The sequence below is a fragment of the Pantoea sp. X-Soil-ISGK-285 genome (genome assembly GCF_059730815.1).
In genome coordinates, this window is record NZ_AP035938.1 from 1636904 (window position 1) to 1661788 (window position 24885).

Annotated in this window: 23 protein-coding genes and 1 pseudogene; 13 read left to right on the plus strand and 11 right to left on the minus strand. The window is 54.0% G+C overall.

Features of this window, described 5'->3' with window-relative positions; all coding sequences use genetic code 11:
* Positions 1–3 precede the first annotated feature (3 nt).
* On the plus strand, positions 4–369 hold the full coding sequence (gene cdiI, locus AC6I8B_RS07815) for a ribonuclease toxin immunity protein CdiI (protein WP_033757309.1): 366 nt from the start codon (positions 4–6) through the stop codon (positions 367–369).
* Positions 370–414: 45 nt separating this feature from the next.
* Here the strand turns inward: cdiI and AC6I8B_RS07820 are convergent, their stop codons facing one another.
* The gene (locus tag AC6I8B_RS07820; protein ID WP_033757310.1) at positions 415–630 is read right to left on the minus strand and encodes a SymE family type I addiction module toxin; all 216 of its coding nucleotides are present in this window, start codon (positions 628–630) and stop codon (positions 415–417) included.
* A 358-nt stretch (positions 631–988) separates the two neighbouring features.
* On the opposite strand from AC6I8B_RS07820, the pseudogene AC6I8B_RS07825 reads away from it, so the two are divergent.
* The 5 genes and pseudogenes from AC6I8B_RS07825 to AC6I8B_RS07845 form a co-directional block, all read left to right on the plus strand.
* Positions 989–1183: pseudogene (locus AC6I8B_RS07825) on the plus strand (hypothetical protein); the annotation flags it as partial.
* Positions 1184–1760: 577 nt separating this feature from the next.
* Entirely contained in the window at positions 1761–2324 is a 564-nt protein-coding gene (locus AC6I8B_RS07830; RefSeq protein WP_022625856.1) for an Ail/Lom family outer membrane beta-barrel protein, read from the plus strand.
* A gap of 214 nt (positions 2325–2538) precedes the next feature.
* Positions 2539–3033: a DUF2569 domain-containing protein gene (locus tag AC6I8B_RS07835; RefSeq protein ID WP_050680200.1), complete on the plus strand. Its 495-nt coding sequence runs from the start codon at positions 2539–2541 to the stop codon at positions 3031–3033.
* Positions 3034–3150: 117 nt separating this feature from the next.
* Positions 3151–3690, plus strand: coding sequence for a hypothetical protein (locus tag AC6I8B_RS07840; RefSeq protein WP_346439245.1), 540 nt, complete (start codon positions 3151–3153; stop codon positions 3688–3690).
* Between the two features lie 405 nt (positions 3691–4095).
* Positions 4096–4638 carry a glycine zipper 2TM domain-containing protein gene (locus tag AC6I8B_RS07845; protein WP_003849847.1) on the plus strand — a complete coding sequence of 181 codons (543 nt, stop codon included), beginning with the start codon at positions 4096–4098 and terminating at the stop codon, positions 4636–4638.
* Positions 4639–4782: 144 nt separating this feature from the next.
* On the opposite strand, the gene mfd is transcribed toward AC6I8B_RS07845, so the two are convergent.
* Positions 4783–8226, minus strand: coding sequence for a transcription-repair coupling factor (gene mfd / locus AC6I8B_RS07850; protein ID WP_010246290.1), 3444 nt, complete (start codon positions 8224–8226; stop codon positions 4783–4785).
* 228 nt (positions 8227–8454) lie between these two features.
* A complete protein-coding gene (locus tag AC6I8B_RS07855) occupies positions 8455–8664 on the minus strand; it encodes a hypothetical protein (protein ID WP_003849845.1) in 210 nt (69 codons plus the stop codon).
* Positions 8665–8912: 248 nt separating this feature from the next.
* Here AC6I8B_RS07855 and lolC point away from each other — a divergent pair, with 248 nt between their 5' ends.
* The 5 genes from lolC to pepT all read left to right on the plus strand — a co-directional run bounded on the left by lolC (position 8913) and on the right by pepT (position 14498).
* Positions 8913–10112 carry a lipoprotein-releasing ABC transporter permease subunit LolC gene (gene lolC / locus AC6I8B_RS07860; RefSeq protein ID WP_022625850.1) on the plus strand — a complete coding sequence of 400 codons (1200 nt, stop codon included), beginning with the start codon at positions 8913–8915 and terminating at the stop codon, positions 10110–10112.
* Positions 10105–10809 (plus strand): lipoprotein-releasing ABC transporter ATP-binding protein LolD, encoded by a 705-nt coding sequence (lolD, locus tag AC6I8B_RS07865; RefSeq protein ID WP_010246282.1) that lies wholly within the window; start codon positions 10105–10107, stop codon positions 10807–10809. Before lolC ends, lolD begins: the two co-directional genes overlap by 8 nt.
* The gene (gene lolE / locus AC6I8B_RS07870; protein ID WP_022625849.1) at positions 10809–12053 is read left to right on the plus strand and encodes a lipoprotein-releasing ABC transporter permease subunit LolE; all 1245 of its coding nucleotides are present in this window, start codon (positions 10809–10811) and stop codon (positions 12051–12053) included. The genes lolD and lolE overlap by 1 nt, the downstream gene beginning before the upstream one ends.
* A gap of 145 nt (positions 12054–12198) precedes the next feature.
* Entirely contained in the window at positions 12199–13032 is an 834-nt protein-coding gene (gene cobB / locus AC6I8B_RS07875) for a Sir2 family NAD+-dependent deacetylase (protein WP_039392500.1), read from the plus strand.
* A gap of 236 nt (positions 13033–13268) precedes the next feature.
* Positions 13269–14498 carry a peptidase T gene (gene pepT, locus AC6I8B_RS07880; protein ID WP_010246276.1) on the plus strand — a complete coding sequence of 410 codons (1230 nt, stop codon included), beginning with the start codon at positions 13269–13271 and terminating at the stop codon, positions 14496–14498.
* 66 nt (positions 14499–14564) lie between these two features.
* Here the strand turns inward: pepT and AC6I8B_RS07885 are convergent, their stop codons facing one another.
* The 8 genes from AC6I8B_RS07885 to rluE form a co-directional block, all read right to left on the minus strand.
* Positions 14565–15689, minus strand: coding sequence for a ribosomal protein uL16 3-hydroxylase (locus AC6I8B_RS07885; RefSeq protein WP_050680196.1), 1125 nt, complete (start codon positions 15687–15689; stop codon positions 14565–14567).
* Positions 15690–15746: 57 nt separating this feature from the next.
* Entirely contained in the window at positions 15747–17207 is a 1461-nt protein-coding gene (gene phoQ / locus AC6I8B_RS07890) for a two-component system sensor histidine kinase PhoQ (protein ID WP_010669868.1), read from the minus strand.
* Positions 17208–17209: 2 nt separating this feature from the next.
* On the minus strand, positions 17210–17878 hold the full coding sequence (phoP, locus tag AC6I8B_RS07895) for a two-component system response regulator PhoP (RefSeq protein ID WP_010246270.1): 669 nt from the start codon (positions 17876–17878) through the stop codon (positions 17210–17212).
* A gap of 104 nt (positions 17879–17982) precedes the next feature.
* Positions 17983–19353 (minus strand): adenylosuccinate lyase, encoded by a 1371-nt coding sequence (purB, locus tag AC6I8B_RS07900; RefSeq protein WP_010246268.1) that lies wholly within the window; start codon positions 19351–19353, stop codon positions 17983–17985.
* Positions 19354–19397: 44 nt separating this feature from the next.
* Complete coding sequence (hflD, locus tag AC6I8B_RS07905; protein ID WP_010246266.1) at positions 19398–20039, minus strand: high frequency lysogenization protein HflD; 642 nt, start codon at positions 20037–20039, stop codon at positions 19398–19400.
* Between the two features lie 42 nt (positions 20040–20081).
* The gene (gene mnmA, locus AC6I8B_RS07910; RefSeq protein WP_010669869.1) at positions 20082–21194 is read right to left on the minus strand and encodes a tRNA 2-thiouridine(34) synthase MnmA; all 1113 of its coding nucleotides are present in this window, start codon (positions 21192–21194) and stop codon (positions 20082–20084) included.
* A 42-nt stretch (positions 21195–21236) separates the two neighbouring features.
* The gene (locus tag AC6I8B_RS07915) at positions 21237–21710 is read right to left on the minus strand and encodes an NUDIX domain-containing protein (RefSeq protein WP_010246262.1); all 474 of its coding nucleotides are present in this window, start codon (positions 21708–21710) and stop codon (positions 21237–21239) included.
* A gap of 44 nt (positions 21711–21754) precedes the next feature.
* Positions 21755–22417 carry a 23S rRNA pseudouridine(2457) synthase RluE gene (rluE, locus tag AC6I8B_RS07920; protein WP_031293006.1) on the minus strand — a complete coding sequence of 221 codons (663 nt, stop codon included), beginning with the start codon at positions 22415–22417 and terminating at the stop codon, positions 21755–21757.
* A gap of 104 nt (positions 22418–22521) precedes the next feature.
* Between rluE and icd the strand changes: the two genes are divergently transcribed.
* The gene (icd, locus tag AC6I8B_RS07925) at positions 22522–23772 is read left to right on the plus strand and encodes an NADP-dependent isocitrate dehydrogenase (RefSeq protein ID WP_010246256.1); all 1251 of its coding nucleotides are present in this window, start codon (positions 22522–22524) and stop codon (positions 23770–23772) included.
* A gap of 512 nt (positions 23773–24284) precedes the next feature.
* Entirely contained in the window at positions 24285–24482 is a 198-nt protein-coding gene (locus AC6I8B_RS07930) for a hypothetical protein (protein WP_010246253.1), read from the plus strand.
* Positions 24483–24885: the final 403 nt, after the last annotated feature.

The window sequence follows — 24885 nt, forward strand, 5'->3', positions numbered from 1 at the left end:
TGGATGAATAAAGAGTTATTTGGTCAACCATATCATGATGATGACCCTGTATGGGTCGTCAAGGCATACTTCGATCGAATGTATAACGATGGGGATTTTTTAAGGGCTATCGAATTATTAATGATTAAAGGTGCATTAAATAAAGATGGTGCATATTGCCATTTTCCAGATATGAATAGCTATGATGAAGAGGATCATTTCGAAGGTGTTGAATTTGCCTACGGTTATCCACCGGAAGAAGATGATACTGTAATTGTAAGTGAAGAAACGTGTTATCAGTATGTCCGCTTAGCCTGCGAAAAATATCTTCACCTACATCCCGAATATACGGATAAAGTTAACGAATTGCTGGCAAAAATCCCGTCTTGAAACAGAATATCCCGGCCTCCGAGCCGGGATATTTTTACCCGCCGATCACCCTTCAGCCAGCCGGATGATCAACTGCCCCGGCCCGGTGATCACCTCGATCTTCTGCCCGGTAGTAAAACCCAGTGCTTCCAGCCAGCGGCCTTTGATGGTGAGCTGCGGCAGTGGGTTCGGCTGGCCCCTATTAGGGCGGTATCCCACTCTGTAATAATGCGCAGCGGTTGTGGCCGTGCGGGTTCCTGGCTTATGATGCGTGTCAGCCATAATCAACTCCTTATCAGTTGGTGGTGGTCAGCGGGCTGTTGGTGTTCCACCACCTTCAGCCCGCGCTAAAAAATCTCTCGTTACGCTCTTCCTGCTCTGTTTTACCTGTTTAAATATACACCACCTGCCGGGTAAACTCGCTAAAAGCTAAGTAATAAATTGCGAGCTGTCTCTGAAAACCAGATTGTTTTTCTCCGGTCTGGCTTTCATTCATTTCTTCTTCCCGTAGCCTTCTGTATTAACTGTTACGGGTTGGCTTTCATGCTGTGAATCCGCGTTAACCAGCTTTTATTCTGTCTTCCGCGTTACGCCCATATATCCACCAAAAACGGTAATAAGGGTTGCGACATGACACCGTTTTGACGTGACAGCGCGTGAGCACACCTGGCAGAAGGGTGCGGTGATAGACTCCACCGCCACCGCCGATAAAAACCGTTTCGACACCGACACGCTGGGCTTCAGCAAAATTGAGAACCACGCGTACTATAAAACCGAGCACCAGAGCATGGGCATGAGCACCGGCAGCAGTATTGCAAGTCAGCTTGAAAGTAACGCTTTTTGGGAAAATACAGGTGTTATCTTTCCGAATGCTTTCATTTATTCAGAGGGGTTTAAATAGAACTGTAACTTAGTCTTTTAAAGGGTTGGGAACATACAGGTCAGTTAATAATCTGCGTTAATGGATTGTATAAGGCAGGATAATTTTCTGGATGTATGTGCCGTAATGGTTTTCAGGTGTTTTGCTTTTTTATGGCAACTCGGTCTTGATACCTCTAATTCTTTTTGGTCTAATAGTGCCATTAAGAATTGATTGATAACTAATCGCCAGGATGAATCCTGTGGTTAAATTCTTTACTTAACCTAAATTAAATGGCCGAAGTGCCATTTAATAAGGCTGGCGTTTAAGTTTCACATTGACTCAGGCCAGCCAGTTTTAAAAAAATCCGGGTATGAATAGATGCTATCCGACCGATCTGAACATCAGGCGCGGAGCGCTACATGAAATTCCTGTCCAATACAGGCGGATAGATAAAAAATCATCCTGTCCGTCGGGTATTGGTGATTCAGGGAACGAAGTCCTGCGTTAAGCGCAGGGAAATAATGTTAAATTATGAAAAGGAATTAATTACATGACCTCTAAAATGACAATGCTGGCATTACTGTGTGGCGGTCTGCTCGTGGGCAGCAATGCGCTGGCTGATAATCACACCGTCTCGGTTGGATATGCACAAAGCAAGGTTGAAGACTTTAAAAATATCCGTGGCGTCAACGTTCAGTATCGCTATGAATGGGAGTCTCCTCTCAGTGTGATTGGCTCATTCAGCTACATGAAAGGCGATGAAAGTTTTTCTGAGCGAGAAGATATTTATAGCGATGTTAGCGGATATGATGGAAAAACCAAAGTGAAATATTACTCACTGATGGCAGGTCCTGCATATCGCATCAATGACTACATCAGCTTCTATGGATTAATTGGTGTTGCCCATACCAAAGTGGATGAGAACGTGACTTTTCCCGGAGTCTACTCCGAAGAATATAGCGAAAATAAAACCTCTTTTGCCTATGGCGCTGGCGTTGTAGTGAATCCTATCAGCAATCTCTCTGTGAGTGTTGGCTATGAAGGTACTCGCGTAAAATATAACGAAGATGTTGCCATCAATGGTTTTAACATCGGCATCGGATACCGTTTCTGATTCAACGCTAAAAACCGCAACCCTGGTCATCTGGTCAGGGTTGTTTTTTTGCACTCTGGAAAGGACCGTTTTTTATAAAGGTCGAATCAGGCAGTTCTTCGATACATTTAAAATAGTACCTGATCCTGTCTGACCAAAGACGTCGATGTTCTGAATTAACCGGTTTGAATTTTGTTAAAACAAAGAAAAACAATTACAGCTTCAGGGGGCGAGAATGTTATGCATTAAATGTCAGGAAGCAGAAGAGAATAAAGAATCAGGATTTTGTGATAATTGTGAAAAAAAAGAAGAGGGCAGGATTAATGGCTTATTATATCTGCCAGCTTTAGGCTTGATTATTGGTTTTTTTACGATGCTGTATAATGATTTTTGTATTGTTTCGTTGATTGCCAACACTTATCAGAAACAAGGTGTGGTTAATAGTTTTAGTATTTTATTATTAGCGCTGTCCATTATTAATGCTCCCGTAACAGTGCTGGCTTGCTGGTTCTTCTTTAGGAAGAAAGTAAAAACCAGATACGTGATGATAACGTACTATTTATACGGTCTTATCTTTGCGAGTTTTTGCACGCTTTATCCTGCTTTGGTTTTTCACGTAAACATTACGCAGCCTGCTATCAATATGCTGGCTCGGGCCTTAATCAGTTGTCTGATATGGGTACCATATTTTATTTTTTCCAGCAGGATTAATAAAGTCTTTGTGCATTAATACGGTCAATATTTTTTGTCACAAAATAAACGATGGGTAACGCAACACCCGCCTCGTTATAGTACCAATAAAATAACCAGTTCCAGTCTGTGTCAGTTAAATTAAGGATAATAAAGAATGGCTGCAAAAATTTTAATCACCGGATTGATAGCACTATTATTGAGCGGTTGCACGGCAGGTTTCAGACCTTCACTGGATGATTATAAAGGGCAGGATGCGGCCCGAATCCGGGTGGGTTCAGAGGGCAATACGGCACTTCAGTTCTATGAAAAACAGAGTTCAGGTTGCTATAAAAAAATGCTGGAACGCCGTATCACTTCTGGTTTCGCCATTCTGGGCATCCCCGTTACAGGTAATAAACGGATAGGTATGCCAGCGTCGTCTGAAAACAAGGGTGCTTTCATCAATGAATTTACCCTGAAGCCAGGACAAATGATCCGTGTCATTCACTACTGGACAGAGGCTGGGTACCATCAGAACACTCAAAAATCGGCCACTGTTGAATTTATTCCTCAGGCTAACCATGACTACGATATTGTAGTCAGAGGGTCCGAATATTCAGGCGATAGCGTTTCCATCAAAGACCTTACCCCCAATGGCACCATTGTGGGCTGGGGCGAGATAAAGGTATGCCCATCCGAGAGCATTTTTGATTAGTTTCCTTTTTCTTCATTCCTGAAGCCTGAGTGCTTCAGGAATGAATGTTCCCGATAACGGTACATAAAGACGATACTTTTGGGTGACGATGGAAAGGCCGTTGCCATAACGGGCAGTCAGGCTTTTCTTAAAGCATATAAAATTATATGCCTTTGATTTAATTAGTTTAATTTCCTTAGCGAAAAAGCATCATTAATAACGTTCCCCACCTCAGAACTCTCCTAAAAACTGGTCCTGATAGCAAAGTGACCAATTTCCTCCATTTATCTGATGTTGCATTTTCGGTCCATCTGTAAAACTTCATCTCAACAAACACGGCGCGTCGCGCACGCCGGTTATACCTCAGTTAACGAGGATGCTTTAGCAGCAGGATTGCGCGGTAACACTTTTCAGGAGGAACTTCCTGTGAATAAATCAATGTTAGCGGGTATCGGTATTGGTGTGGCAGCAGCACTGGGTGTTGCAGCCGTAGCAGGCATGAACGTGTTTGATCGCGGTCCTCAATATGCTCAGGTACTGTCTGCAACGCCAATCAAAGAGAGCATTAAACAGCCTCGTCAGGAGTGCCGTAATGTCACTCTGACTCACCGTCGGGCAGTGCAGGATGAAAACCGTCTTGCCGGGTCTGTATTAGGTGCAGTGGCAGGTGGAGTGCTGGGTCACCAGTTTGGTGGCGGTCGCGGCAGAGATGTGGCGACAGTAGCAGGTGCGGTAGCGGGGGGTTATGCCGGTAATCAGGTCCAGGGCGGACTGCAGGATCGGGATACCTACACCACAACCGAACAGCGCTGCAAAACCGTTTACGACAAACAAGAGAAAAAACTGGGATATGACGTGACCTATAAAATAGGCGATCAGCAGGGTAAAATCCGTATGGAAAATGACCCCGGCACGCGTATTCCACTGGATCGCAATGGTCAGCTGGTTCTCAACGGCGATCAGGCGTAATTGGGCAAAGCTTTGCCGCTCACGCGGCCACACAGCACAACGTAATACAGCAGTAATGAAAAAGGCGCATCTCAGGATGCGCTTTTTTTTGCTGCAAACTAACCGGCGCTTAACCGGTTAGCTCATCAACGCACGGGCAGGGTGTTACGCCTGCCGTTGAGCCAGTTGCGAAACGAATCCCTGCACCCACTCAAGTCGTACCTTTCTTTCCGATAGCTCACGGGTAAACCGCAGTCGCGTCGGCCCATCCAGCTTCCATTGCTGAGGCTCTTTCTGCAGCAGGCCTATCAGCCATGCCGGATCCACGTTGTTCTTCGGCGCAAAATCGAAATAACCGCCTTTGTCGCTGGCTTCGATCTTACGCAGACCGACAGCGCGGGCTTTCAGCCGGATAATCGCCACATCCAGCAGATTACGCGCCGGATCGGGTAGCAGGCCAAAGCGGTCGATCATCTCCACCTTCAGCTCCTGCAACTCCTCTTCAGCCTCCGCGCTGGCGATGCGTTTATAGAGTGAAAGACGGGTACTGACATCCGGGATAAAGGTCTCGGGCAGCAGGGCGGGCATCCGCAGCTCCACCTCGGTCTGGTTGCTGGTGAGATCTTCCAGTGACGGCTCGCGACCCGCTTTCAGCGCCTCGACCGCATTCTCCAGCAGCTCCATATAAAGCGTGAAGCCCAGCGTCTCCATCTGACCGCTCTGCTCATCACCCAGCAGCTCGCCGGCACCGCGAATCTCCAGGTCGTGTGTTGCCAGGGCAAAACCGGCTCCCAGATCTTCCAGTGAAGCGATCGCCTCCAGCCGCTTATGTGCATCGGCGGTCATTGACTTCGGATGCGGTGTTAACAGCCAGGCATAAGCCTGATGATGCGAACGCCCGACGCGACCACGCAGCTGATGCAACTGCGCCAGGCCAAAGTGATCGGCCCGCTCAATGATGATGGTATTGGCGGTCGGTATGTCGATACCGGTTTCGATAATGGTGGTACAAACCAGCACGTTAAAACGCTGATGGTGGAAATCGTTCATCACCCGTTCCAGATCACGCTCACGCATCTGACCATGGCCAATAGCGACACGCGCTTCCGGCACCAGTTCGCTGAGACGCTGCGCCGCTTTCTCGATATTTTCAACGTCATTGTAGAGGTAGTAGACCTGTCCGCCACGCAGAACCTCACGCAGGATCGCTTCGCGGATCACCAGATCGTCAAATTCACGGACAAAAGTTTTCACCGCTAAACGGCGGGCAGGCGGCGTGGCGATGATCGAGAGATCGCGCATGCCGCTCATGGCCATATTCAGGGTGCGAGGGATTGGCGTTGCGGTCAGCGTCAGAATGTCCACATCGGCGCGCATCGCCTTGATGCGCTCTTTGTGACGCACCCCGAAACGGTGCTCTTCATCGACAATCAGCAGACCGAGATCGTGCCATTTGAGATCGCTCATCAGCAGCTTATGGGTGCCGATTAAGATGTCGATCTTGCCATCGCTGGCCTGTTCCAGCACCTGCGCCTGCTCTTTGGCAGTACGGAAACGGGAAAGCATCTCAATGCGAACCGGCCAGTTGGCGAAGCGATCGCGGAAGTTGTCGTAATGCTGCTGTGCCAGCAGGGTGGTCGGCACCAGCACGGCCACCTGTTTATGGTTCTCAATCGCCAGAAACGCCGCGCGCATGGCCACTTCAGTTTTACCGAAACCAACGTCGCCGCACACCAGACGGTCCATCGCCAGCGGCTCGCACATATCACTCAGCACCGCGTTGATCGCCTGCGCCTGGTCCGGGGTGGTTTCAAACGGGAAGCTTTCGCAGAACAGCTGATACTGCTCGCGATTATGCTTAAAGGCAAAGCCGGTTTTGGCGGCGCGCTGAGCATAGATATCCAGCAGTTCAGCCGCCACATCACGCACTTTCTCAGCCGCTTTCTGCCGTGCGCGTGACCAGGCATCGCTGCCCAGTTTGTGCAGTGGTGCATTATCGTCGGCACCGCCCGCGTAGCGGCTGATCAGGTGCAGCGATGAAACCGGCACATAAAGTTTGGCGTCGTTGGCGTAAGAGAGCATCAGGTATTCCGCCTCAATGCCGCCGGCTTCCAGCGTGGTGAGGCCGATATAACGACCCACACCGTGTTCCAGATGCACCACCGGCTGGCCGGGATGCAGCTCCGCCAGGTTACGGATCAGAATGTCCGGATTGATAGTGCGACGGGTATCCTGACGGCGACGGCTGACGCGTTCGCCCAGCAAATCGCTTTCGCAAATCAGCGCCCGGTTGCCCTGGGTATCAATAAAACCGCGCTCGCTGGCGCCGATCATCAGTCGGAAACGCTCTTCGCCAGTTTCATCGAAGCGGTGCACCGGCTGAGGACGCAGTTTAATCCGGGCCAGCAGATCCTGCAGGCTTTCACGGCGGCCTTCACTTTCGACCGAGAAGACCACGGTGCCGCTGAAGGTCTCAATAAACTGACGCAGATGATCCAGCGGCGTTTTTGCCTGCGCCTGAACGGTCAGGTCAGGCAGCGGGGTATAACCGAGGTTGGTATTCGCGGCTTTGGCGGGCAGCACCTCATTGGTCATCTGGATGCGCGGCCAGGCTTTCAGCTCCCCCATTAATGCATCCGGACGCAGCCACAGGGTGACCGGCTCCAGCAGTGGACGCATCGGATCAACGCGGCGATTTTCATAGCGCGCCTCGGCATCCTGCCAGAAGCGGCTGGCGCTGCCTTCAAGATCGCCGCAGTTCACAATCAGGGTATTGTCGGGCAGATAGCTGAACAGGCTGGGTAACGGCTGCTCAAAAAACAGCGGCTGCCAGTATTCGATGCCCGCTGGCAACGTGCCTTTGCTGACCTGCTGATAGACATGCTCCGACTCACGGCGCACATCAAACGTTTCACGCCAGCGGCTGCGGAACAGCTCAATGGCGGCTTTGTCGCTGGGAAACTCATGCGCAGGCAGCAGGTTAATTTCGGGGACCGCTTCCAGCGTGCGCTGACTGTCGACGTCGAACAGGCGCAGGCTGTCGATCTCATCATCGAAAAAGTCGATGCGGTAGGGCTGATCGCTGCCCATCGGGAACAGATCGAGCAGGGCGCCGCGCGTGGCGTATTCACCGTGCTCCATCACCTGATCGACATGGCGATAACCGGCCTGCTCAAGCTGGTCGCGCAGCCGGTCGCGTGACAATTTTTGTCCCTGCTTCATCACCAGCGCATGGCCGTGCAGGAAACTGTGCGGGCAGACGCGCTGCATCAGGGTGTTGACCGGCATGATCAGCATACCGCGCTGCATCACCGGCAGCTGGTAGAGGGTCGACAGGCGGGCGGAGATAATATCCTGATGCGGCGAAAAGCTGTCGTAGGGCAGCGTTTCCCAGTCGGCAAGGTGCGCCACCGGCAGATCGGTAAACTGGCGGATTTCATCCAGCAGACGCAGAGCGGTTTGGGTATCGGGTGTAATCATTAACACCGGACCAGCATGTCGTTCGGTAATGCTGGCACACTCCACCGCGTGCGCAGCGCCTATGAGCTGGCCGAGCTGACGGTGATCGCCGGATTTAACGGGCAGGGTATAACGAGTCTGTTCGGGCATGGGATCTCGGGGTTGCTCCATTTTTCCAGGACGTAATCATTCCATATTATGTCAGGGGGATCACCTCTGCGGCACAATTTTCCTGCCGCGCCGCGCTGAACCAGGGGATCGGTCAGCCATTACCGGGCGTCAGCGGTAATCGTGCGGATAAAGAGAGGATAGACGGAGTCTGGCAAGGGATCAGAAAAAACCGCCGTCGCCATGCAGCGACGGGGTTAAACGGGCATTTTATTTTATGGATTGCTGTGTGTAATGCATGCGTGGGCGGTCGATATTCGCCCAGGATAACTCCTGCTCAGGATGATAGCTGAGGTTACCGTCGTCCCACTTAACGTAGTAGCCGGCTGGTGCGTTTCCCTGCTCAAAGACGTTGATGATTTCGCCTCTGATCTCCCCGGATTTATGTTTAACGATGCTGCCTTTGGGAAATTTCAACATGGTCGCTACCTCATACTGCCCGGCAATAAATCACCCGTGATCATGGTACTGATTGTAGTCTACCCCCCTGGACGCTGAATAATCAGCCAATAAGCGGTGGCTTTATCGGCTATTCCGCTGCTTTGGCGCGCAAAGTGACGCATCCGGATGCAACTTTGCTGCCGACTCAGAGGGTTAGAGGTTTCATAAAGCCAGCCGCTCCTTTATCATCCCACTACCTATTTTCAGGCAACGGCTTACTGGATTCCATGTATCAACCTGTCGCGCTATTTATCGGTCTGCGTTATATGCGCGGACGAGCATCGGATCGCTTCGGTCGCTTTGTCTCCTGGCTCTCAACGATTGGCATTACGCTCGGCGTGCTGGCGATGGTCACCGTGTTATCGGTGATGAACGGTTTTGAGCGTGAACTCGAAGGCAATATTCTTGGCCTGATGCCTCAGGCGCTGATCACCAGCGACAAAGGCAGTCTCAATCCACAACAGCAACCCGCCAGCTCCCTGAATCTGCAGGGTGTCAGCCGTATCGCGCCGCTGACCACCGCCAATGTGGTGCTGCAAAGCCCGCACAGCGTCTCCGTTGGCGTGATGCTGGGCATTGAGCCGGCTGAAAAAGATCCGCTTACCCCTTTCCTGGTCAATACCCGGCAGAGCGTGCTGCAGGCCGGGCAGTATAATGTCATCCTTGGCGAACAGCTGGCATCCCAGCTTGGCGTAAAACGTGGCGATCAACTGCGACTGATGGTGCCGTCGGTCAGCCAGTTCACCCCGATGGGACGCGTGCCAAGTCAGCGTCTGTTTACCGTAGCGGGCACCTATGCCGCTAACAGCGAAGTCGATGGCTATCAGATTCTGGTCAATCTTCAGGATGCGTCGCGCGTGATGCGCTACCCGGCCGGTAACATTACCGGCTGGCGACTGTGGCTGGATAAACCGCTGTCGGTCGACAGTCTGAGTCAGCAGACACTGCCTGCGGGCCTGGTCTGGAAAGACTGGCGTGAGCGTAAAGGCGATCTCTTCCAGGCAGTGCGTATGGAGAAGAACATGATGGGCCTGCTGCTAAGCCTGATCATCGCCGTGGCTGCCTTTAACATCATCACCTCGTTAGGCTTGCTGATCATGGAGAAGCAGGGCGAAGTGGCGATCCTGCAAACCCAGGGCCTGACGCGCCGGCAAATAGTGGCGGTGTTTATGGTGCAGGGTGCCAGCGCCGGGATTATCGGCACGCTGCTCGGCACGCTGCTCGGTGTCTTGCTGGCCAGCCAGCTCAACAACTTAATGCCGGTGATTGGCCTGTTCCTTGATGGTGCCGCATTGCCGGTTGATATTAATGTGTGGCAGGTGGTCACCATCGCCCTCAGCGCCATGATTGTGGCGCTGTTGTCTACGCTCTATCCTTCGTGGCGCGCTGCCGCCGTTCAACCTGCTGAGGCTTTACGTTATGAGTAACACTCCTTTGTTGCAGTGCCGCGACCTGTGCAAACGCTATCAGGAAGGCAGCGTGCAGACCGATGTGCTGCGCAATGTGGCTTTCAGCCTCCAGCCCGGTGAACTGACAGCGATTGTCGGCAGCTCTGGTTCCGGTAAAAGTACGCTGCTGCATCTGCTCGGCGGTCTGGATGCACCGACATCGGGCGACGTGGTGTTTGATGGCCAGTCACTGAATGCGATGTCCTCGTCGGCCAAAGCGGAGCTGCGTAACCGCGAGCTGGGCTTTATCTATCAGTTCCACCATCTGCTGCCGGACTTCAGCGCGCTGGAGAACGTGGCGATGCCGCTGCTGATTGGCAAAACGGCTAAAACGGAAGCGCAGGATCGCGCCCGTGAGATGCTGGCCGCGGTCGGGCTGGACCATCGCGCCGCGCACCGGCCTTCAGAACTGTCAGGCGGCGAACGCCAGCGCGTGGCGATTGCCCGGGCGCTGGTTAACCGCCCACGGCTGGTGATGGCGGATGAGCCAACCGGTAACCTCGATGCACGCAACGCCGACGCCATTTTTGAATTACTGGGCGAACTGAATGTGCGTCAGGGCACCGCGTTTCTGGTGGTGACCCACGATCTGATGCTGGCAAAACGCATGACGCGTCAGATGGAGATGCGTGATGGTCAGTTAAGCGATCAGCTCACCATGGCAGGAGCGGTGTAATGGGTTCGTCGTTATCCCTGTTGCTGGGCCTGCGCTTTAGTCGTGGCCGCCGTCGTGGCGGCATGGTGTCGCTGATTTCAGTGATCTCCACCATCGGTATTGCGCTGGGCGTGGCGGTGCTGATTATCGGTCTGAGCGCCATGAATGGTTTTGAGCGTGAGCTGAACAACCGCATTCTGGCGGTGGTGCCGCACGGCGAGATCGAGGCGGTCAATCAGCCGTTCCAGCACTGGCAGTCGATGATTGCCCCGATTGAAAAAGTGCCCGGCATTGCGGCGGCAGCGCCTTATGTGAACTTCACCGGCCTGATTGAGAGCGGCGCCCGGCTGGAAGCGCTGCAGGTAAAGGGCGTTGATCCGGCACAGGAGCCGCGCCTCAGCGCCCTGCCACAGTTTGTGGCAGATAACGGCTGGTCCTCTTTTGCCGCCGGTAAGCAGCAGATCATTCTGGGCGGCGGCATTGCTAAATCGCTGAACGTGAAGCAGGGCGACTGGATCACCATCATGATCCCCAACAACGATGGTGATAACAAACTGCTTCAGCCTAAACGTATCCGGCTTCAGGTCAGCGGTATTCTGCAACTGAGCGGCATGCTCGATCACAGCCTGGCGCTGGTGCCACTCGCCGATGCGCAGCACTATCTGGAGATGGGTGACAGCGTGTCCGGCATCGCCCTGAAGATGACCGACCCGTTCCAGGCGGTCAAACTGGTGCGGGATGCCGGTGAAGCGACCCGTTCCTACGTCTACATCAAGAGCTGGATTGGCACCTACGGCTATATGTACCGCGATATTCAGATGATCCGCGCCATCATGTATCTGGCGATGGTGCTGGTGATTGGCGTCGCCTGCTTTAACATCGTCTCAACGCTGGTGATGGCGGTGAAGGATAAGAGCAGTGACATTGCGGTGCTTCGTACCCTCGGTGCCAAAGACCGGCTGATCCGTGCCATCTTCATCTGGTACGGTTTGCTGGCAGGCCTGCTGGGCAGCGTCAGCGGCGTGATCGCGGGCGTGCTGGTGGCGCTGAATCTGACCTCACTGGTGCGCGGGCTGGAGTCGGTTACCGGTCATCATCTGCTGGCGGGTGATATCTACTTCATTGATTTCCTGCCGTCGGAACTGCACTGGATTGATGTGTTCTCAGTATTGATTACCGCGATTCTGCTGAGCCTGCTGGCGAGCTGGTATCCCGCCAGACGCGCCAGCCGCATTGACCCGGCTCGGGTATTAAGCGGTCAGTGAAAAAATGCGGCGCGAATCCTTTCGCGCCGCATCTGTTTAAGACCTTTGCTGTTGGGCGCGGCCCTCAGCAACCGTTACTATCGGGTGATGTTAACCCGGAATCTGTTTAGAGCGGCTCGCCGCAGCTGCTACGCCAGGAGATTTTATGCGTACACCACGTCGCCGCATACGACTTGCCCGCCTGAAGAAAACCCGGAGAAAAGTGCATCAGCGCTTTCGCCAGCGCATATTTGAGCGCGATCGTCAGGCCGAACTGGCCGCCCATCCTCAGCCGCATATTGTCGTGCTGACCGGCGCAGGCATCTCAGCGGAGTCCGGCATCCGGACCTTCCGCGCCGCTGACGGCCTGTGGGAAGAGCACCACGTTGAAGATGTTGCGACGCCCGAAGGATTTCAGCGCGATCCCGCGCTGGTGCAGCGCTTTTACAATGCGCGCCGCCAGCAATTGCAGGAGGCAGAGATTCAGCCTAACGCGGCCCATCTGGCGCTGGCGGAGCTGGAACAGGTATTAGGCGATAACTTTTTGCTGGTCACGCAAAACATCGACAATCTGCATGAGCGTGCCGGAAACAGCCGGGTGCTGCATATGCACGGTGAGCTGCTAAAAGTGCGCTGTGTCACCAGCGGTCAGGTCATTGAGTGGACCGGTGATATCACGCCGGACGATCGCTGCACCTGCTGCCAGTTCCCCTCGGCGCTGCGGCCGCACGTAGTGTGGTTTGGTGAGATGCCGCTGGGCATGGAGCAGATTTATCAGGCGCTGGAACAGGCCGATTACTTTATCGCTATCGGCACCTCAGGCCATGTCTATCCGGCCGCGGGTTTTGTCCATGAAGCCAAACTGCAGGGCGCGCATACTGTTGAGCTGAACCTGGAGCCAAGCCAGGTGGGCAACGAATTTGCCGAGCGACATTACGGCCTGGCGAGCGAAGTGGTGCCGGAGTTTGTGCATAAGCTGCTGCGCGCGCTTTATAAGTAAGCAGGGGCGGCTATGGCCGCCTCGCCGTTTCTTGCCCATCATGCTGATTCCAGCCGCCCGGTGTTTATCAGCATTGCGAGGTTTGCCGCAACAATCTCGTAATCAGCCGTTTTTTTCGGGCTTATTGCTTTCCCAAAGGTTATCGACAGCGCTAACCTGTCTGCGAATGATTTTACGCAACGTTGTAACCGGCTGGTCTGTTAATAATACCGGATGGCACTTTTAAAGGATGGGATATGGAACAGTTACTTGAGCGCTTTTTAAGTTATGTGGCCGTTGAGACACAGGCTAAGCCGCAGGCGCGCCAGGTGCCCAGCAGTGAAGGGCAGTGGACGCTGGCGCGTCAGCTGCAGGAGGAGTTGCTGGCACTGGGTTTTGTCGATGTCTCCTTGAGCGATCACTGTTGCGTCATGGGCACACTGCCTGCCAATGTTGACTGGCCGACGCCAGTCATCGGTTTCATCTCTCACATGGATACCTCGCCAGACTTTACGGCGAAACATGTTAATCCGCAGATCATTGAAAATTATCGCGGTGGAGACATTGCGCTGGGTAACGGCAACGAAATTCTCTCGCCGGTGATGTTCCCGGTGTTGCACAAGCTGATTGGGCATACGCTGATTACTACCGATGGCAAAACCCTGCTGGGCGCGGATGATAAAGCGGGTATCGCTGAGATCATGACGGCGATGGCGCAACTGGCTGCGAGCGATACGCCGCACGGTGCGATCCGTGTTGCCTTTACGCCCGATGAAGAGATTGGTCGCGGCACTTCTCACTTTGATGTGGAAGGCTTTGCCGCTGACTGGGCCTACACCATTGATGGCAGTGATTTAGGGGAGTTCGAATATGAGAACTTCAACGCTGCTTCGGCCACCGTCAAAATCGTCGGTAATAACGTGCACCCTGGCTCCGCCAAAGGGGTGATGGTCAATGCGCTGGATCTGGCAAACCAGTTTCATGCCGCGGTCCCGGCCAGCGAAAAACCGCAATATACTGACGGCTATCAGGGCTTCTATCATCTGCATCAGATCAAAGGCAGCGTTGAACACGCCGAGATGCTCTATATCATTCGTGACTTCGAAACGGAGAGTTTTGAACAGCGTAAACAGACGCTGCTGCAGATTGCCGCAGAGATCAACAAAACCCTGCACCCGGACTGTTCGGTCACTGTCGAGATCACCAACAGCTATCGCAACATGCGTGAAAAGGTTGAGCCGTTTCCACACATTATCGAACTGGCTTTACAGGCGATGCGTGACTGCGGCATTGAGCCGGTAGTGAAACCGATTCGCGGCGGTACGGATGGATCGGCGCTGTCGTGGAAAGGATTGCCTTGCCCGAACATCTTTACCGGTGGCTATAACTATCACGGCAAGCATGAGTTTGCTTCGCTGAATATCATGGCGAAATCGGTGGAAGTGATTGTGCGGCTGTCAGAACTGGCGGCGCAGAAGAAGAATTAAACCCGCAGGCACAAAAAAGGCTCTCTGCCACGGCGGCAAGAGAGCCTGATTCAGCATCAGCTCAGATTATTCGTCGCCGAAGTACCAGTATCCGGCATTGACCAGGTCGGCGATCTGCGCCAGTACCGACGGGTCATCCAGCGCATCGCCCAGATCGGCCAGTGTGATGCGATAGTGGCGCGCCAGGACCGCCATCACATCGGGATGTGAACACTCAACCCGCTCACCGTTGACATAGACCGCATCACCAATCGTCAGGACACGCAGGCCACCTAACCGGCTCAGGGTATCGCCCTGTTGCAGCGCATCATAAATTTCATCGGGCTGATAAGGCGGTTCCGGCGGCGCGACATCGAGTTCGTGACGTGACTGGGAAATGAATTCGCCGAACCACTGAGCGAACTGCTCCGGCTGATTGACCACATCCAGCATCAACTGACGTACGCCTTCAATCTCCTGCGGCAGAATCTGCGACGGGCAATCACGTGCAGGCACATCCGGATCGCTGAAGCGCAGGCTGCCCAGCTCGTTGGCCAGCGCGTAATCCGCAAAGCCGCTGATTAGCTCGCGTCCGCTGGGGGCACGGAAACCCACGGAGTAGTTCAGGGCGTTTTCCAGCGAGTAGCCTTCATGCGGGAACCCCGGCGGAATATAGAGAATATCACCCGGCTCCATCTCTTCATCGATGATGGCGTCGAATGGCTCAACCTGCAGCAGATCCGGATGCGGGCAGTGCTGCTTCAGCGGCACTTTTTCACCGACGCGCCAGCGACGGCGACCGGTACCCTGAATAATAAAGACATCATACTGATCAAAATGGGGACCGACGCCGCCGCCAGGCACGGCAAACGACACCATCAGGTCATCAACACGCCAGTCAGGCAGGACACGGAAAGGGCGCATCAGTGCGGCAGAGGCTTCATGCCAGTGATTGACCGCCTGTACCAGCAGCGACCAGTTGTTTTCACCCAGATGATCATAGCTCTCGAACGGGCCGTGGCTGACCTGCCATTTGCCATCCTGATGGCTGACCAGGCGGCTATCCACCTCGTTTTCCATCGCCAGACCGGCCAGTTCATCCGGTGAAAGAGGATCGACAAAGTTTTTAAAACCACGCTTCAGCACTACCGGGCGTTTCTGCCAGTAACGCTGAATAAAATCGGGCCAGTTAATATCGAGCTGATAGTCCATAAAAGGGTTCCGCTTAGGGCTGTAAATGCCAGCAAGTATAACAGCCCTGAGGGTTTTCTACTCGCGGCGATGTTCGACTTCCTGGCGCTGAAAGACCACTTCCATGCGTGTTCCGCCGAGTGCGCTACTGGAGGCGATGACGTTGCCCTCATATTGCTCAAGAATATCGCGCACCACCGCCAGACCCAGTCCCTGACCGGGACGCAGAGTATCGGCGCGCTGACCCCGGACAAACACTAAATCGCGCTTACTCTCGGGAATGCCCGGACCATCATCGTCAATATAGAGATGGAGTGCATTTTCGCTCTGAAAAGCGCTGATTTCGATAAATTCCAGGCAATACTTGCAGGCGTTATCGAGCACGTTGCCCAGCACTTCCATAAAGTCATTCTGGTCGCCAACAAAGGTCAGCTCCGGTGAGATATCCAGCGAAATCGCCACGCCTTTACGCTGATAGACTTTATTCAGGGCTGAGCAGAGCTTATCGAGCAGACCGGAAACGGAATGCAGATCGCGCTGCAGCGGATTGTGATCGGCCTGCATACTGGCGCGATGCAGATAATAACCGACCTGCTGCGAGATACGACTAATCTGCTCCAGCATCACCGGCTCAGCCTGTTCCACCGTCAGTTCCTTGCCGTTGCGCAGCGAGCGCAGGGTGCTCTGCAACACGGCCAGCGGCGTTTTCAGGCTGTGGGTCAGGTCTGAAAGCGTGGTGCGATAGCGGGTATAGCGTTGTCGCTCATTGGTCAGCAACAGATTGAGGTTACGCACCAGACTGCGCAGTTCCTGCGGCGGATTATCCGCCAGATTTTCGCGCTGACTGGTCTCCAGTTCGCGCACCTGCTGTGTCAGCGCGCCAATCGGCCGCAGACTCCAGTGCGCCGCCAGCCACAGCAACGGAATGATCAGTATCAGGTTGGCCGCCAGCACATAGCTGAACCACGACCAGACCACATCAGAATGCTGCAACTCCTGCGGGATAGAGTCGACCACCACAATGGTGAGTGCGGGCAGATTCGTGGTGGCATCGTAACGGTTAACGGCGACCGAATGGGTAAAGGTATCGTTGCTGTCATTGTCCCAGTCGTTGAGTCGTTGCTGAGCATTCAGGTTATTGCCCATTGCCACCATGCTGGTACGGTTACTGGTATCAATCTCGTAGAAGTCAGGCTTCAGCAGCCATTCACGGCGGATCTTCTTGCGGATCTCCGGCACGTCGCGTTGCTGCCACAACAGTTTGCCGTGCTCATCGTAAATAAACACCAGCGTCGGGAAGTTGAGCGTCATCCGTTCCGGCTGGGCGATGGTGAGTTTGTTGTCATGCCATTGCGCCAGCGTAAAGAACAGATTGCTCTCGCCGCGCATCACGCGATAGGTGTTTTTATCGAAACTGACCACATAGCCAATCACCGCCACCATGCCATAGGAGAGTGAGAGGAAGAGGACTATCGCTGCGGAGGCCAGCAGAAAGCGGGCGCGCAGCGAAATAGGGCGATAACGATTAAACCAGGACATGGTCAGAGATCAAAGCGGTAGCCCTGGCCACGCACGGTGGCGATTACGTCAGTAGGATGCAACGCCAGAATTTTTTTGCGCAGACGGCCCATAAGAACGTCGATGGTGTGGCTTTCACGCAGTTCAGCGTCAGGATAGAGCTGCAGCATCAGCGAGTCTTTGCTCACCACTTTGCCCGCGTTACGGATCAGCGTTTCGACAATGGTGTACTCAAAGGCCGTGAGCTTCACCGGCTGTTCATTGACCGTCAGTTCACGGCGGGAGAGATCAACCTGAAACGGGGCCATATCGATGATTTGCGAGGCATGTCCGCTGTTACGACGCATCAGCGCCTGCAGGCGTGCCGCGACTTCTTCAATATGAAACGGTTTGGTGACGTAGTCATCCGCACCGGCTTCCAGCGCCTCAACTTTGGCCTGCCAGCCTTCACGGGCGGTCAGCACCAGAATCGGCTGGCGCACAGCATCGCTGCGCCAGCGGCGAATCAGAGACATACCATCTTCATCCGGCAGGCCGAGATCCACCAGCGCGATATCTGGCAGATGTTCCCGAAGAAAATAGTCAGCTTCTTTGGCGTCTTCGGCGGCATCGACCTGATGGCCCATGTCACGTAACTGGACGGCGAGATGATGGCGCAGCAGGGCATTGTCTTCAACAACCAGAACACGCATAGAAATTCCTTACACTCTGTTTGAGTCAACCTGCAGAAAGTATACGCGAAATGTATTAAACAAGATGTTAACGCAGACCGGACTGGGCCGGTCTGCGGCGGGCATTATTTCAGATCGTCAACCATCTGGATAGCGCGGCCAATATAGTTTGCAGGCGTCATCTGCTTCAGACGGACTTTTTCCTCTTCCGGCAGCGCCAGGCTGTCGATAAAGGCCTGCATGCCGGCGGCATCGACGCGTTTACCGCGCGTCAGCTCCTTCAGCTTCTCATAAGGCTTCTCAATGCCGTAACGACGCATTACCGTCTGGATCGGTTCTGCCAGCACTTCCCAGTTGTGATCCAGTTCATCCAGCAGACGATCGCGGTTCACTTCCAGTTTCGAGATGCCTTTCAGCGTCGCCTGATAGGCGATCAGCGCATAACCGACGCCCACACCGAGGTTACGCAGCACGGTGGAGTCGGTCAGATCGCGCTGCCAGCGTGAGACCGGCAGTTTGCTGGCCAGATGCTGCATTACCGCGTTCGCCAGGCCCAGATTGCCTTCGGAGTTTTCGAAGTCAATTGGGTTCACTTTGTGCGGCATGGTCGACGAGCCAATCTCGCCCGCAATGGTCTTCTGTTTGAAATGGTTCAGCGCCACATAACCCCAGATATCGCGATCGAAATCGATCAGGATGGTGTTAAAGCGGGCGATGCAGTCAAACATTTCGGCAATATAGTCGTGCGGCTCAATCTGCGTGGTGTAAGGGTTCCAGGTGATCCCCAGCGAGGTGACGAAGTTCTCGCTCAGCGCATGCCAGTCCACTTCGGGATAGGCGGCAATGTGGGCGTTGTAATTCCCTACAGCGCCGTTGATTTTGCCCAGCACCTCAATCTGTTTCAGCTGACGTAACTGACGCTCCAGACGGTAAGCGACGTTTGCCATCTCTTTACCCATCGTCGACGGTGTAGCCGGCTGGCCGTGGGTGCGGGAGAGCAGCGGAATGTCACGATATTCGCTGGCAAGATCTTTCACAGCGGTAATCAGCTGCTGCCAGTAAGGCAGGATCACGTCACGACGGGCTGTTTCCAGCATCAGGGCGTGCGACAGATTGTTGATATCTTCAGAAGTACAGGCGAAGTGGATAAATTCAGAAACAGCATGCAGGGCAGGGACGTCGGCAACTTTCTCTTTCAGGAAATACTCAACCGCTTTGACGTCGTGGTTGGTGGTGCGCTCAATGGTTTTGATGCGCGCGGCATCTTCTTCGGAAAAACCAGCGACAATCGCATCAAGGAAAGCGTTTGCGTCGGCATCAAATGCAGGAACTTCCTTGATCTCTGCGGTCGCGGCCAGTTTTTGTAACCAGCGAACTTCAACCTCAACGCGGAATTTCAGCAAACCGAATTCGCTGAAAATCGCACGCAGCGGGCTGACTTTATCGCCGTAACGACCATCGACAGGTGAGACGGCGGTCAGAGAGGATAATTCCATCAGTGCAACTCCTGAATCATTTAGCAGTGTTTTGCCGCACCGACTTAGTAAGTCAGTGGCAGCCGGGATAAGAGGGTTTTCGCTTCACGCAGCAAACGCTGACGCGAGAACATCAGTTGCAGTCGGCCACCACCGACCTGCTGCCACAATACGGCAGCACGGATACCGGCTAACAGGGTGGCGCGCACTTTACTCTGTACCTGCGTATTTTGCAGTACCGCAGGCGAACCGGTGACCTGAATACGCGGGCCAAGCGGGCTGATCACATCCACATAGATGGCAGCCATCGCGCTGAGAATGGTGTCTGACTCCAGTTCATAATGCGCCAGCTGGCGATCCAGCTGAGTGATGCGCTGGGCCAGCGTCGCCATGGCTGTTTTACTGGCGCTGAGCTTGCGCTCCAGCACCATCATGCTCAGGGTGTAACGCGTCAGCTCTGCACCTGCACCCTGACGACTGCTGCTGTTCAGCACCGCCATCAGGGTTTCAAGTCCGAGGCGCAGGTTGGCTTCATTGTTGCCAAACACCGCCAGCGTTGAGCCAGGATTGAGGTCCAGTACGCTGCGCAGCGATACGGTCAGCGCCTCCGGCTGGCAGTGACCCTGCTGAGCCAGCTGCTGCACCAGATGGGCCGACTGACAGATGCCCGCCAGCGCCAGCGTAATTTCCTGATAATTTTTCGCCACGGTTACTCCTGTTTACGCGTCATCAATGCGGGCTGAGCCCGCTTACTCCGCCACTAACGGCAGACGCTGTTCGATAATACCGCCACCGAGGCAGACCTCGCCAAGGTAAAACACCGCAGACTGACCCGGCGTCACCGCTGCAACCGGCTCGTCGAAACGCACCTCAATCCGATCGTCGCCGTGTGGGATAATCTCACAGGGAATATCGGTCTGACGATAGCGGGTTTTCACAGTGCAGCGAAGCGGGGCGGTAATCGGCTGGCGATCAACCCAGTGCAGCTGCTGCGCAATCAGGCCGACGGACATCAGACGCGGATGATCGCCGCCCTGGGCAACAATCAGGCGGTTACGCGCCACATCTTTGTCGACCACATACCAGGGATCATCTTTGCTCTCTTTCAGGCCGCCAATACCCAGGCCTTTACGCTGTCCCAGAGTATGGTACATCAGCCCCTGATGTTCACCGACGATCTGGCCTTCGGTAGTTTCTATTTCGCCAGGCTGAGCCGGGAGATAGCGCGCCAGGAAGTCGCGGAATTTGCGCTCACCGATAAAGCAGATGCCGGTCGAATCTTTCTTTTTCGCGGTGATAAGGTCGAGCTGTTCGGCAATGCGGCGCACTTCCGGTTTTTCCAGCTCGCCAACCGGGAACAGACTTTGGGCGATCTGCTGGTGGCTAAGGGTATAGAGGAAGTAGCTCTGATCTTTGTTGCCATCCAGACCGCGCAACAGCTGGCTCTGGCCAGCCACGTCCTGACGACGCACGTAGTGACCGGTGGCGATAAAATCTGCGCCGAGATCTTCAGCCGCGAACTCCAGGAACGCTTTGAATTTGATCTCTTTGTTGCAGAGGATATCGGGGTTGGGCGTGCGGCCCGCTTTGTACTCTTCGAGGAAATGCTCAAAGACGTTATCCCAGTATTCAGCGGCAAAGTTAACTTTGTGCAGCTTCATACCCAGCTTGTCGCACACCGCTTGCGCATCCGCCAGATCGTCCGCGGCGGTACAATACTCCTCGCCATCGTCCTCCTCCCAGTTCTTCATGAACAGGCCTTCAACCTGGTAACCCTGCTGTTGCAGTAACCAGGCGGAAACGGAAGAATCGACGCCGCCGGACATACCGACGATCACTTTTTTCTGGCTGTTGTCAGACATGACACGCTCGCATTACGATAAAAAAACAGGCGGCGCATTCTATCATGCAGAAGGCAGGCGCGCACCCTCGTGAAACGGCCACCGGAACGGGCTGACCAGATGTAGCGGGTAGCGCGTGCCCTGTTGCCACAGGCGTACGCTTTCCGCGACCAGCGGCGAACGCAGGTTAGAGGCAGTGAGAATCTGCGCTGGCGGCAACCACCAGCAGCAATCGATGTCGCTGTCCTGCGGCTGGGTTGGCGCTTTTTCCGCCAGATCCACGCCAAACAGAAAACGCACAAAAGGCGTACTGTCGGGTGCGATCCACTGGTTTATCGCGATGAAATAGTGCATCGGCGTGGCGATGCCAGTCTCTTCATAGAGTTCGCGCTCTGCGGCTTCCAGCAGAGTTTCATCCGCTTCAAGATGTCCGGCGGGCTGGTTCCAGGTGGGGCGACCGTTAATCGTCTCTTCCACTACCAGTAATTCACCTTCGGCCTGAACCAGACAGGCGACAGTAACATGAGGTTTAAACATCACTTCTCCGCAATTGTTAACCTGAGGTTATAAAAAACCGGTTTTCAGAGCGCACTTTCACTAAGTTCACGCCACGCGCCCGGAGCCAGATCGTCGAGCGAATAACTCCCCATCGCGTACCGGATCAATCGCAATGTGGGAAAGCCAATGTGGGCGGTCATCCGGCGAACCTGACGATTACGGCCTTCATACAGCGTGATTTTCAGCCACTGCGTCGGGATGTTTTTACGCTCGCGGATGGGTGGCTGACGTGGCCAGAGCCACTCAGGCTCAGCCACTTTTTCTACCCCAGCGGGCAGCGTCAACCCATCTTTCAGATTAACCCCATCCCGTAAAGGCTGCAGATCCGTCTCCTGTGGCTCGCCTTCCACCTGCACATAATAGATCTTACCTGTGCGTTTGCCGGGCTGAGTCAGCGCAGCCTGCAGCGCGCCGTCGTTGGTCAGCACCATCAATCCTTCGCTGTCGCGATCGAGGCGACCTGCGGCATAAACCTCTGCGACGCTGACAAAATCCTTCAGGGTTCGGCGGCCCGCTTCATCGGTGAACTGCGGTAACACGTCGAACGGTTTGTTAAACAGAATCACGCGGCGCGGAGCCGCAGGGCGGGCAGGGGAACGCCGCGCATCACGCGTCGGGCGGCTGAATCGTTTATCCTGGTGAATTCGTTGAGAAGTTTTTCGCATGGGCTTTGCAGTCAGAAACATTCGGCGCATTATAACGTGAAATTGCGGTGATTGGCGTGGCGGAAATATTCAAGTAGTATTGACGCGCATCTTACAAATCATTAACAAACGCCCAGGAGAGGTTAATGGAAAGCAAAGTAGTTGTTCCGGCGGAAGGTCAGAAAATCACCCTGAATCAGGGCAAGCTCACAGTGCCAAACAATCCGGTCATTCCTTACATTGAGGGTGACGGTATCGGTGTTGATGTTTCCCCGGTAATGCTGAAAGTCGTCGATGCGGCGGTGAAGAAAGCCTACAACGGCGAGCGTAAGATCTCCTGGATGGAGATTTACACCGGTGAGAAGTCAGTTGAACTCTACGGCCAGGATGTCTGGCTGCCACAGGAAACTCTCGACTTAATCAAAGAATATCGCGTGGCTATTAAAGGCCCACTGACCACCCCGGTCGGCGGCGGTATTCGTTCACTGAACGTGGCCCTGCGTCAGGAGCTTGACCTCTACGTCTGCCTGCGTCCGGTACGTTACTACAAAGGCACGCCAAGCCCGGTTAAACGTCCTGAAGAGACCGACATGGTGATCTTCCGTGAAAACTCCGAAGATATCTATGCCGGTATCGAGTGGAAAGCGGGCTCTGCCGAAGCGGACAAAGTGATCAAGTTCCTGCGCGAAGAGATGGGCGTGAAGAAAATTCGCTTCCCTGAGCAGTGCGGTATCGGCGTTAAGCCGTGTTCAGAAGCGGGCACCAAACGTCTGGTGCGCGCGGCAGTGGAATACACCATCACTAACGATCGTGATTCACTGACCCTGGTTCACAAAGGCAACATCATGAAGTTCACCGAAGGCTCTTTCAAAGACTGGGGATACCAGTTAGTGAAAGAAGAGTTCGGCGGTGAGCTGATCGACGGCGGCCCGTGGATGAAGTTCAAAAACCCGAACACCGGCAAAGAGATCATCGTTAAAGATGTGATTGCTGATGCGTTCCTGCAACAGATCCTGCTGCGTCCGGCTGAGTATGACGTTATCGCCTGTATGAACCTGAACGGTGACTACATCTCTGACGCTCTGGCAGCGCAGGTTGGCGGTATTGGTATCGCACCAGGCGCCAACATCGGTGACGAGTGTGCGCTGTTCGAAGCGACCCACGGTACAGCACCTAAGTATGCAGGTCAGGATAAAGTGAACCCAGGTTCAATTATTCTGTCCGCAGAAATGATGCTGCGTCACATGGAGTGGTTCGAAGCGGCTGACCTGATTGTTAAAGGTGTTGAAGGCGCTATCGCTAACAAGACCGTGACTTACGATTTCGAACGCCTGATGGATGGCGCTAAACTGCTGAAATGTTCAGAGTTTGGTGACGCGATCATCGAAAATATGTAATCCGCATTACATAACATATAGCCAACACGGATGTAAAAATCGTGTTGGCTTTTTACTTCCCACTTTCTTTCCCCAAAACTCTTCATAAAATCACCTTCACGCAGCAACCACAATCCAGGCTTTGCCGCGATCATCGTTATAGCGATTACTCATCTAAGCGCTTATTGCTCTCGCACCGTACTGTTTAAGACATTTTCTCAGTGAGAGTGCTGCTAAATCATTTCCCGCTGCATGGCATTTTACTCTCTCTGCAAATTGAATTGTCTGATGCCACGGTAAAAGAGTGAGTGAACGCATATCTGTCATCCACCCTGTCACACCTGATTTGTTAAACGACCCTCTGTTAATCTCTTTCAGTATCAGTTAAGCGCCCGGCATTAAATGTGTCGAGCCACGTTATTTGATCCTTACAGCTGATTCATTTTTGTAACCTGTACCACAAAAAAATAGAGTTACGCATGATCCGGTTGCCGCAGACGTGTACGCTTCTGCCGATACAGAGGGAGAGCATTATGGATGATGAAGCGGTAAGTGATGCTATTGCGGCATGTCGCCTGCTATTTGGACAGGCGGTGATGGAAATCGTGGCTGAAAATAAGCCTGTGACTGGTGAAGCCATTTCTGAAAAAATTCATCAAATGTTTACCGGAATCAACCCGGAACCCGTGATGACGCTGGCTATCAGCCTGCTGACAACCCGCGCCGACTGACCGATCCCGGTCATCAAGCCAGAGACCTCAGGCCGCCATGGGCGTAATGCCAGTCAGTTAAGCGACAGGTGATAACGCAGTCTGGTGCCGGGCAGGGGCTGGCGGTCCTCGCGCCGCTGCGCGGTTCCTTCACTTCATTCGCCTGCCTGACGGAATGCCGGGGATGGCACATCCTGTGCCGCCCCGCCTTTCGCCCGCGTCCTGCGGGCTCTCCTGGCAGACTCATTCTGTTCAGCGCTGCGGATTGCCTGCCCCTGCCCGCCACCGGCCTGCTCTGAAACTTAAGTGAATGTTGTCAGAAAGGGCACGAAAGTGGTGGCCTGAGCGCCTCTGCTGCTGAAAGGGCTATCCGCAGCGCTGAGGCGTGACGCCGGGCCAGAAGTCCACGCCGGGAAGCGTGGAC

Excerpts from the sequence above, each read along its gene's own strand:
- AC6I8B_RS07820 (WP_033757310.1), bottom strand. The coding sequence starts at position 630 with ATGGCTGACACGCATCATAAGCCAGGAACCCGCACGGCCACAACCGCT.
- mfd (WP_010246290.1), bottom strand. The coding sequence starts at position 8,226 with ATGCCCGAACAGACTCGTTATACCCTGCCCGTTAAATCCGGCGATCAC.
- AC6I8B_RS07915 (WP_010246262.1), bottom strand. The coding sequence starts at position 21,710 with ATGTTTAAACCTCATGTTACTGTCGCCTGTCTGGTTCAGGCCGAAGGT.
- mnmA (WP_010669869.1), bottom strand. The coding sequence starts at position 21,194 with ATGTCTGACAACAGCCAGAAAAAAGTGATCGTCGGTATGTCCGGCGGC.
- icd (WP_010246256.1), top strand. The coding sequence starts at position 22,522 with ATGGAAAGCAAAGTAGTTGTTCCGGCGGAAGGTCAGAAAATCACCCTG.
- cobB (WP_039392500.1), top strand. The coding sequence starts at position 12,199 with ATGCGTACACCACGTCGCCGCATACGACTTGCCCGCCTGAAGAAAACC.
- cdiI (WP_033757309.1), top strand. The coding sequence starts at position 4 with ATGAATAAAGAGTTATTTGGTCAACCATATCATGATGATGACCCTGTA.
- AC6I8B_RS07830 (WP_022625856.1), top strand. The coding sequence starts at position 1,761 with ATGACCTCTAAAATGACAATGCTGGCATTACTGTGTGGCGGTCTGCTC.
- AC6I8B_RS07835 (WP_050680200.1), top strand. The coding sequence starts at position 2,539 with ATGTTATGCATTAAATGTCAGGAAGCAGAAGAGAATAAAGAATCAGGA.
- purB (WP_010246268.1), bottom strand. The coding sequence starts at position 19,353 with ATGGAATTATCCTCTCTGACCGCCGTCTCACCTGTCGATGGTCGTTAC.
- phoP (WP_010246270.1), bottom strand. The coding sequence starts at position 17,878 with ATGCGTGTTCTGGTTGTTGAAGACAATGCCCTGCTGCGCCATCATCTC.
- lolE (WP_022625849.1), top strand. The coding sequence starts at position 10,809 with ATGGGTTCGTCGTTATCCCTGTTGCTGGGCCTGCGCTTTAGTCGTGGC.
- lolD (WP_010246282.1), top strand. The coding sequence starts at position 10,105 with ATGAGTAACACTCCTTTGTTGCAGTGCCGCGACCTGTGCAAACGCTAT.
- pepT (WP_010246276.1), top strand. The coding sequence starts at position 13,269 with ATGGAACAGTTACTTGAGCGCTTTTTAAGTTATGTGGCCGTTGAGACA.
- rluE (WP_031293006.1), bottom strand. The coding sequence starts at position 22,417 with ATGTTTCTGACTGCAAAGCCCATGCGAAAAACTTCTCAACGAATTCAC.
- AC6I8B_RS07885 (WP_050680196.1), bottom strand. The coding sequence starts at position 15,689 with ATGGACTATCAGCTCGATATTAACTGGCCCGATTTTATTCAGCGTTAC.
- AC6I8B_RS07930 (WP_010246253.1), top strand. The coding sequence starts at position 24,285 with ATGGATGATGAAGCGGTAAGTGATGCTATTGCGGCATGTCGCCTGCTA.
- AC6I8B_RS07840 (WP_346439245.1), top strand. The coding sequence starts at position 3,151 with ATGGCTGCAAAAATTTTAATCACCGGATTGATAGCACTATTATTGAGC.
- phoQ (WP_010669868.1), bottom strand. The coding sequence starts at position 17,207 with ATGTCCTGGTTTAATCGTTATCGCCCTATTTCGCTGCGCGCCCGCTTT.
- lolC (WP_022625850.1), top strand. The coding sequence starts at position 8,913 with ATGTATCAACCTGTCGCGCTATTTATCGGTCTGCGTTATATGCGCGGA.
- AC6I8B_RS07855 (WP_003849845.1), bottom strand. The coding sequence starts at position 8,664 with ATGTTGAAATTTCCCAAAGGCAGCATCGTTAAACATAAATCCGGGGAG.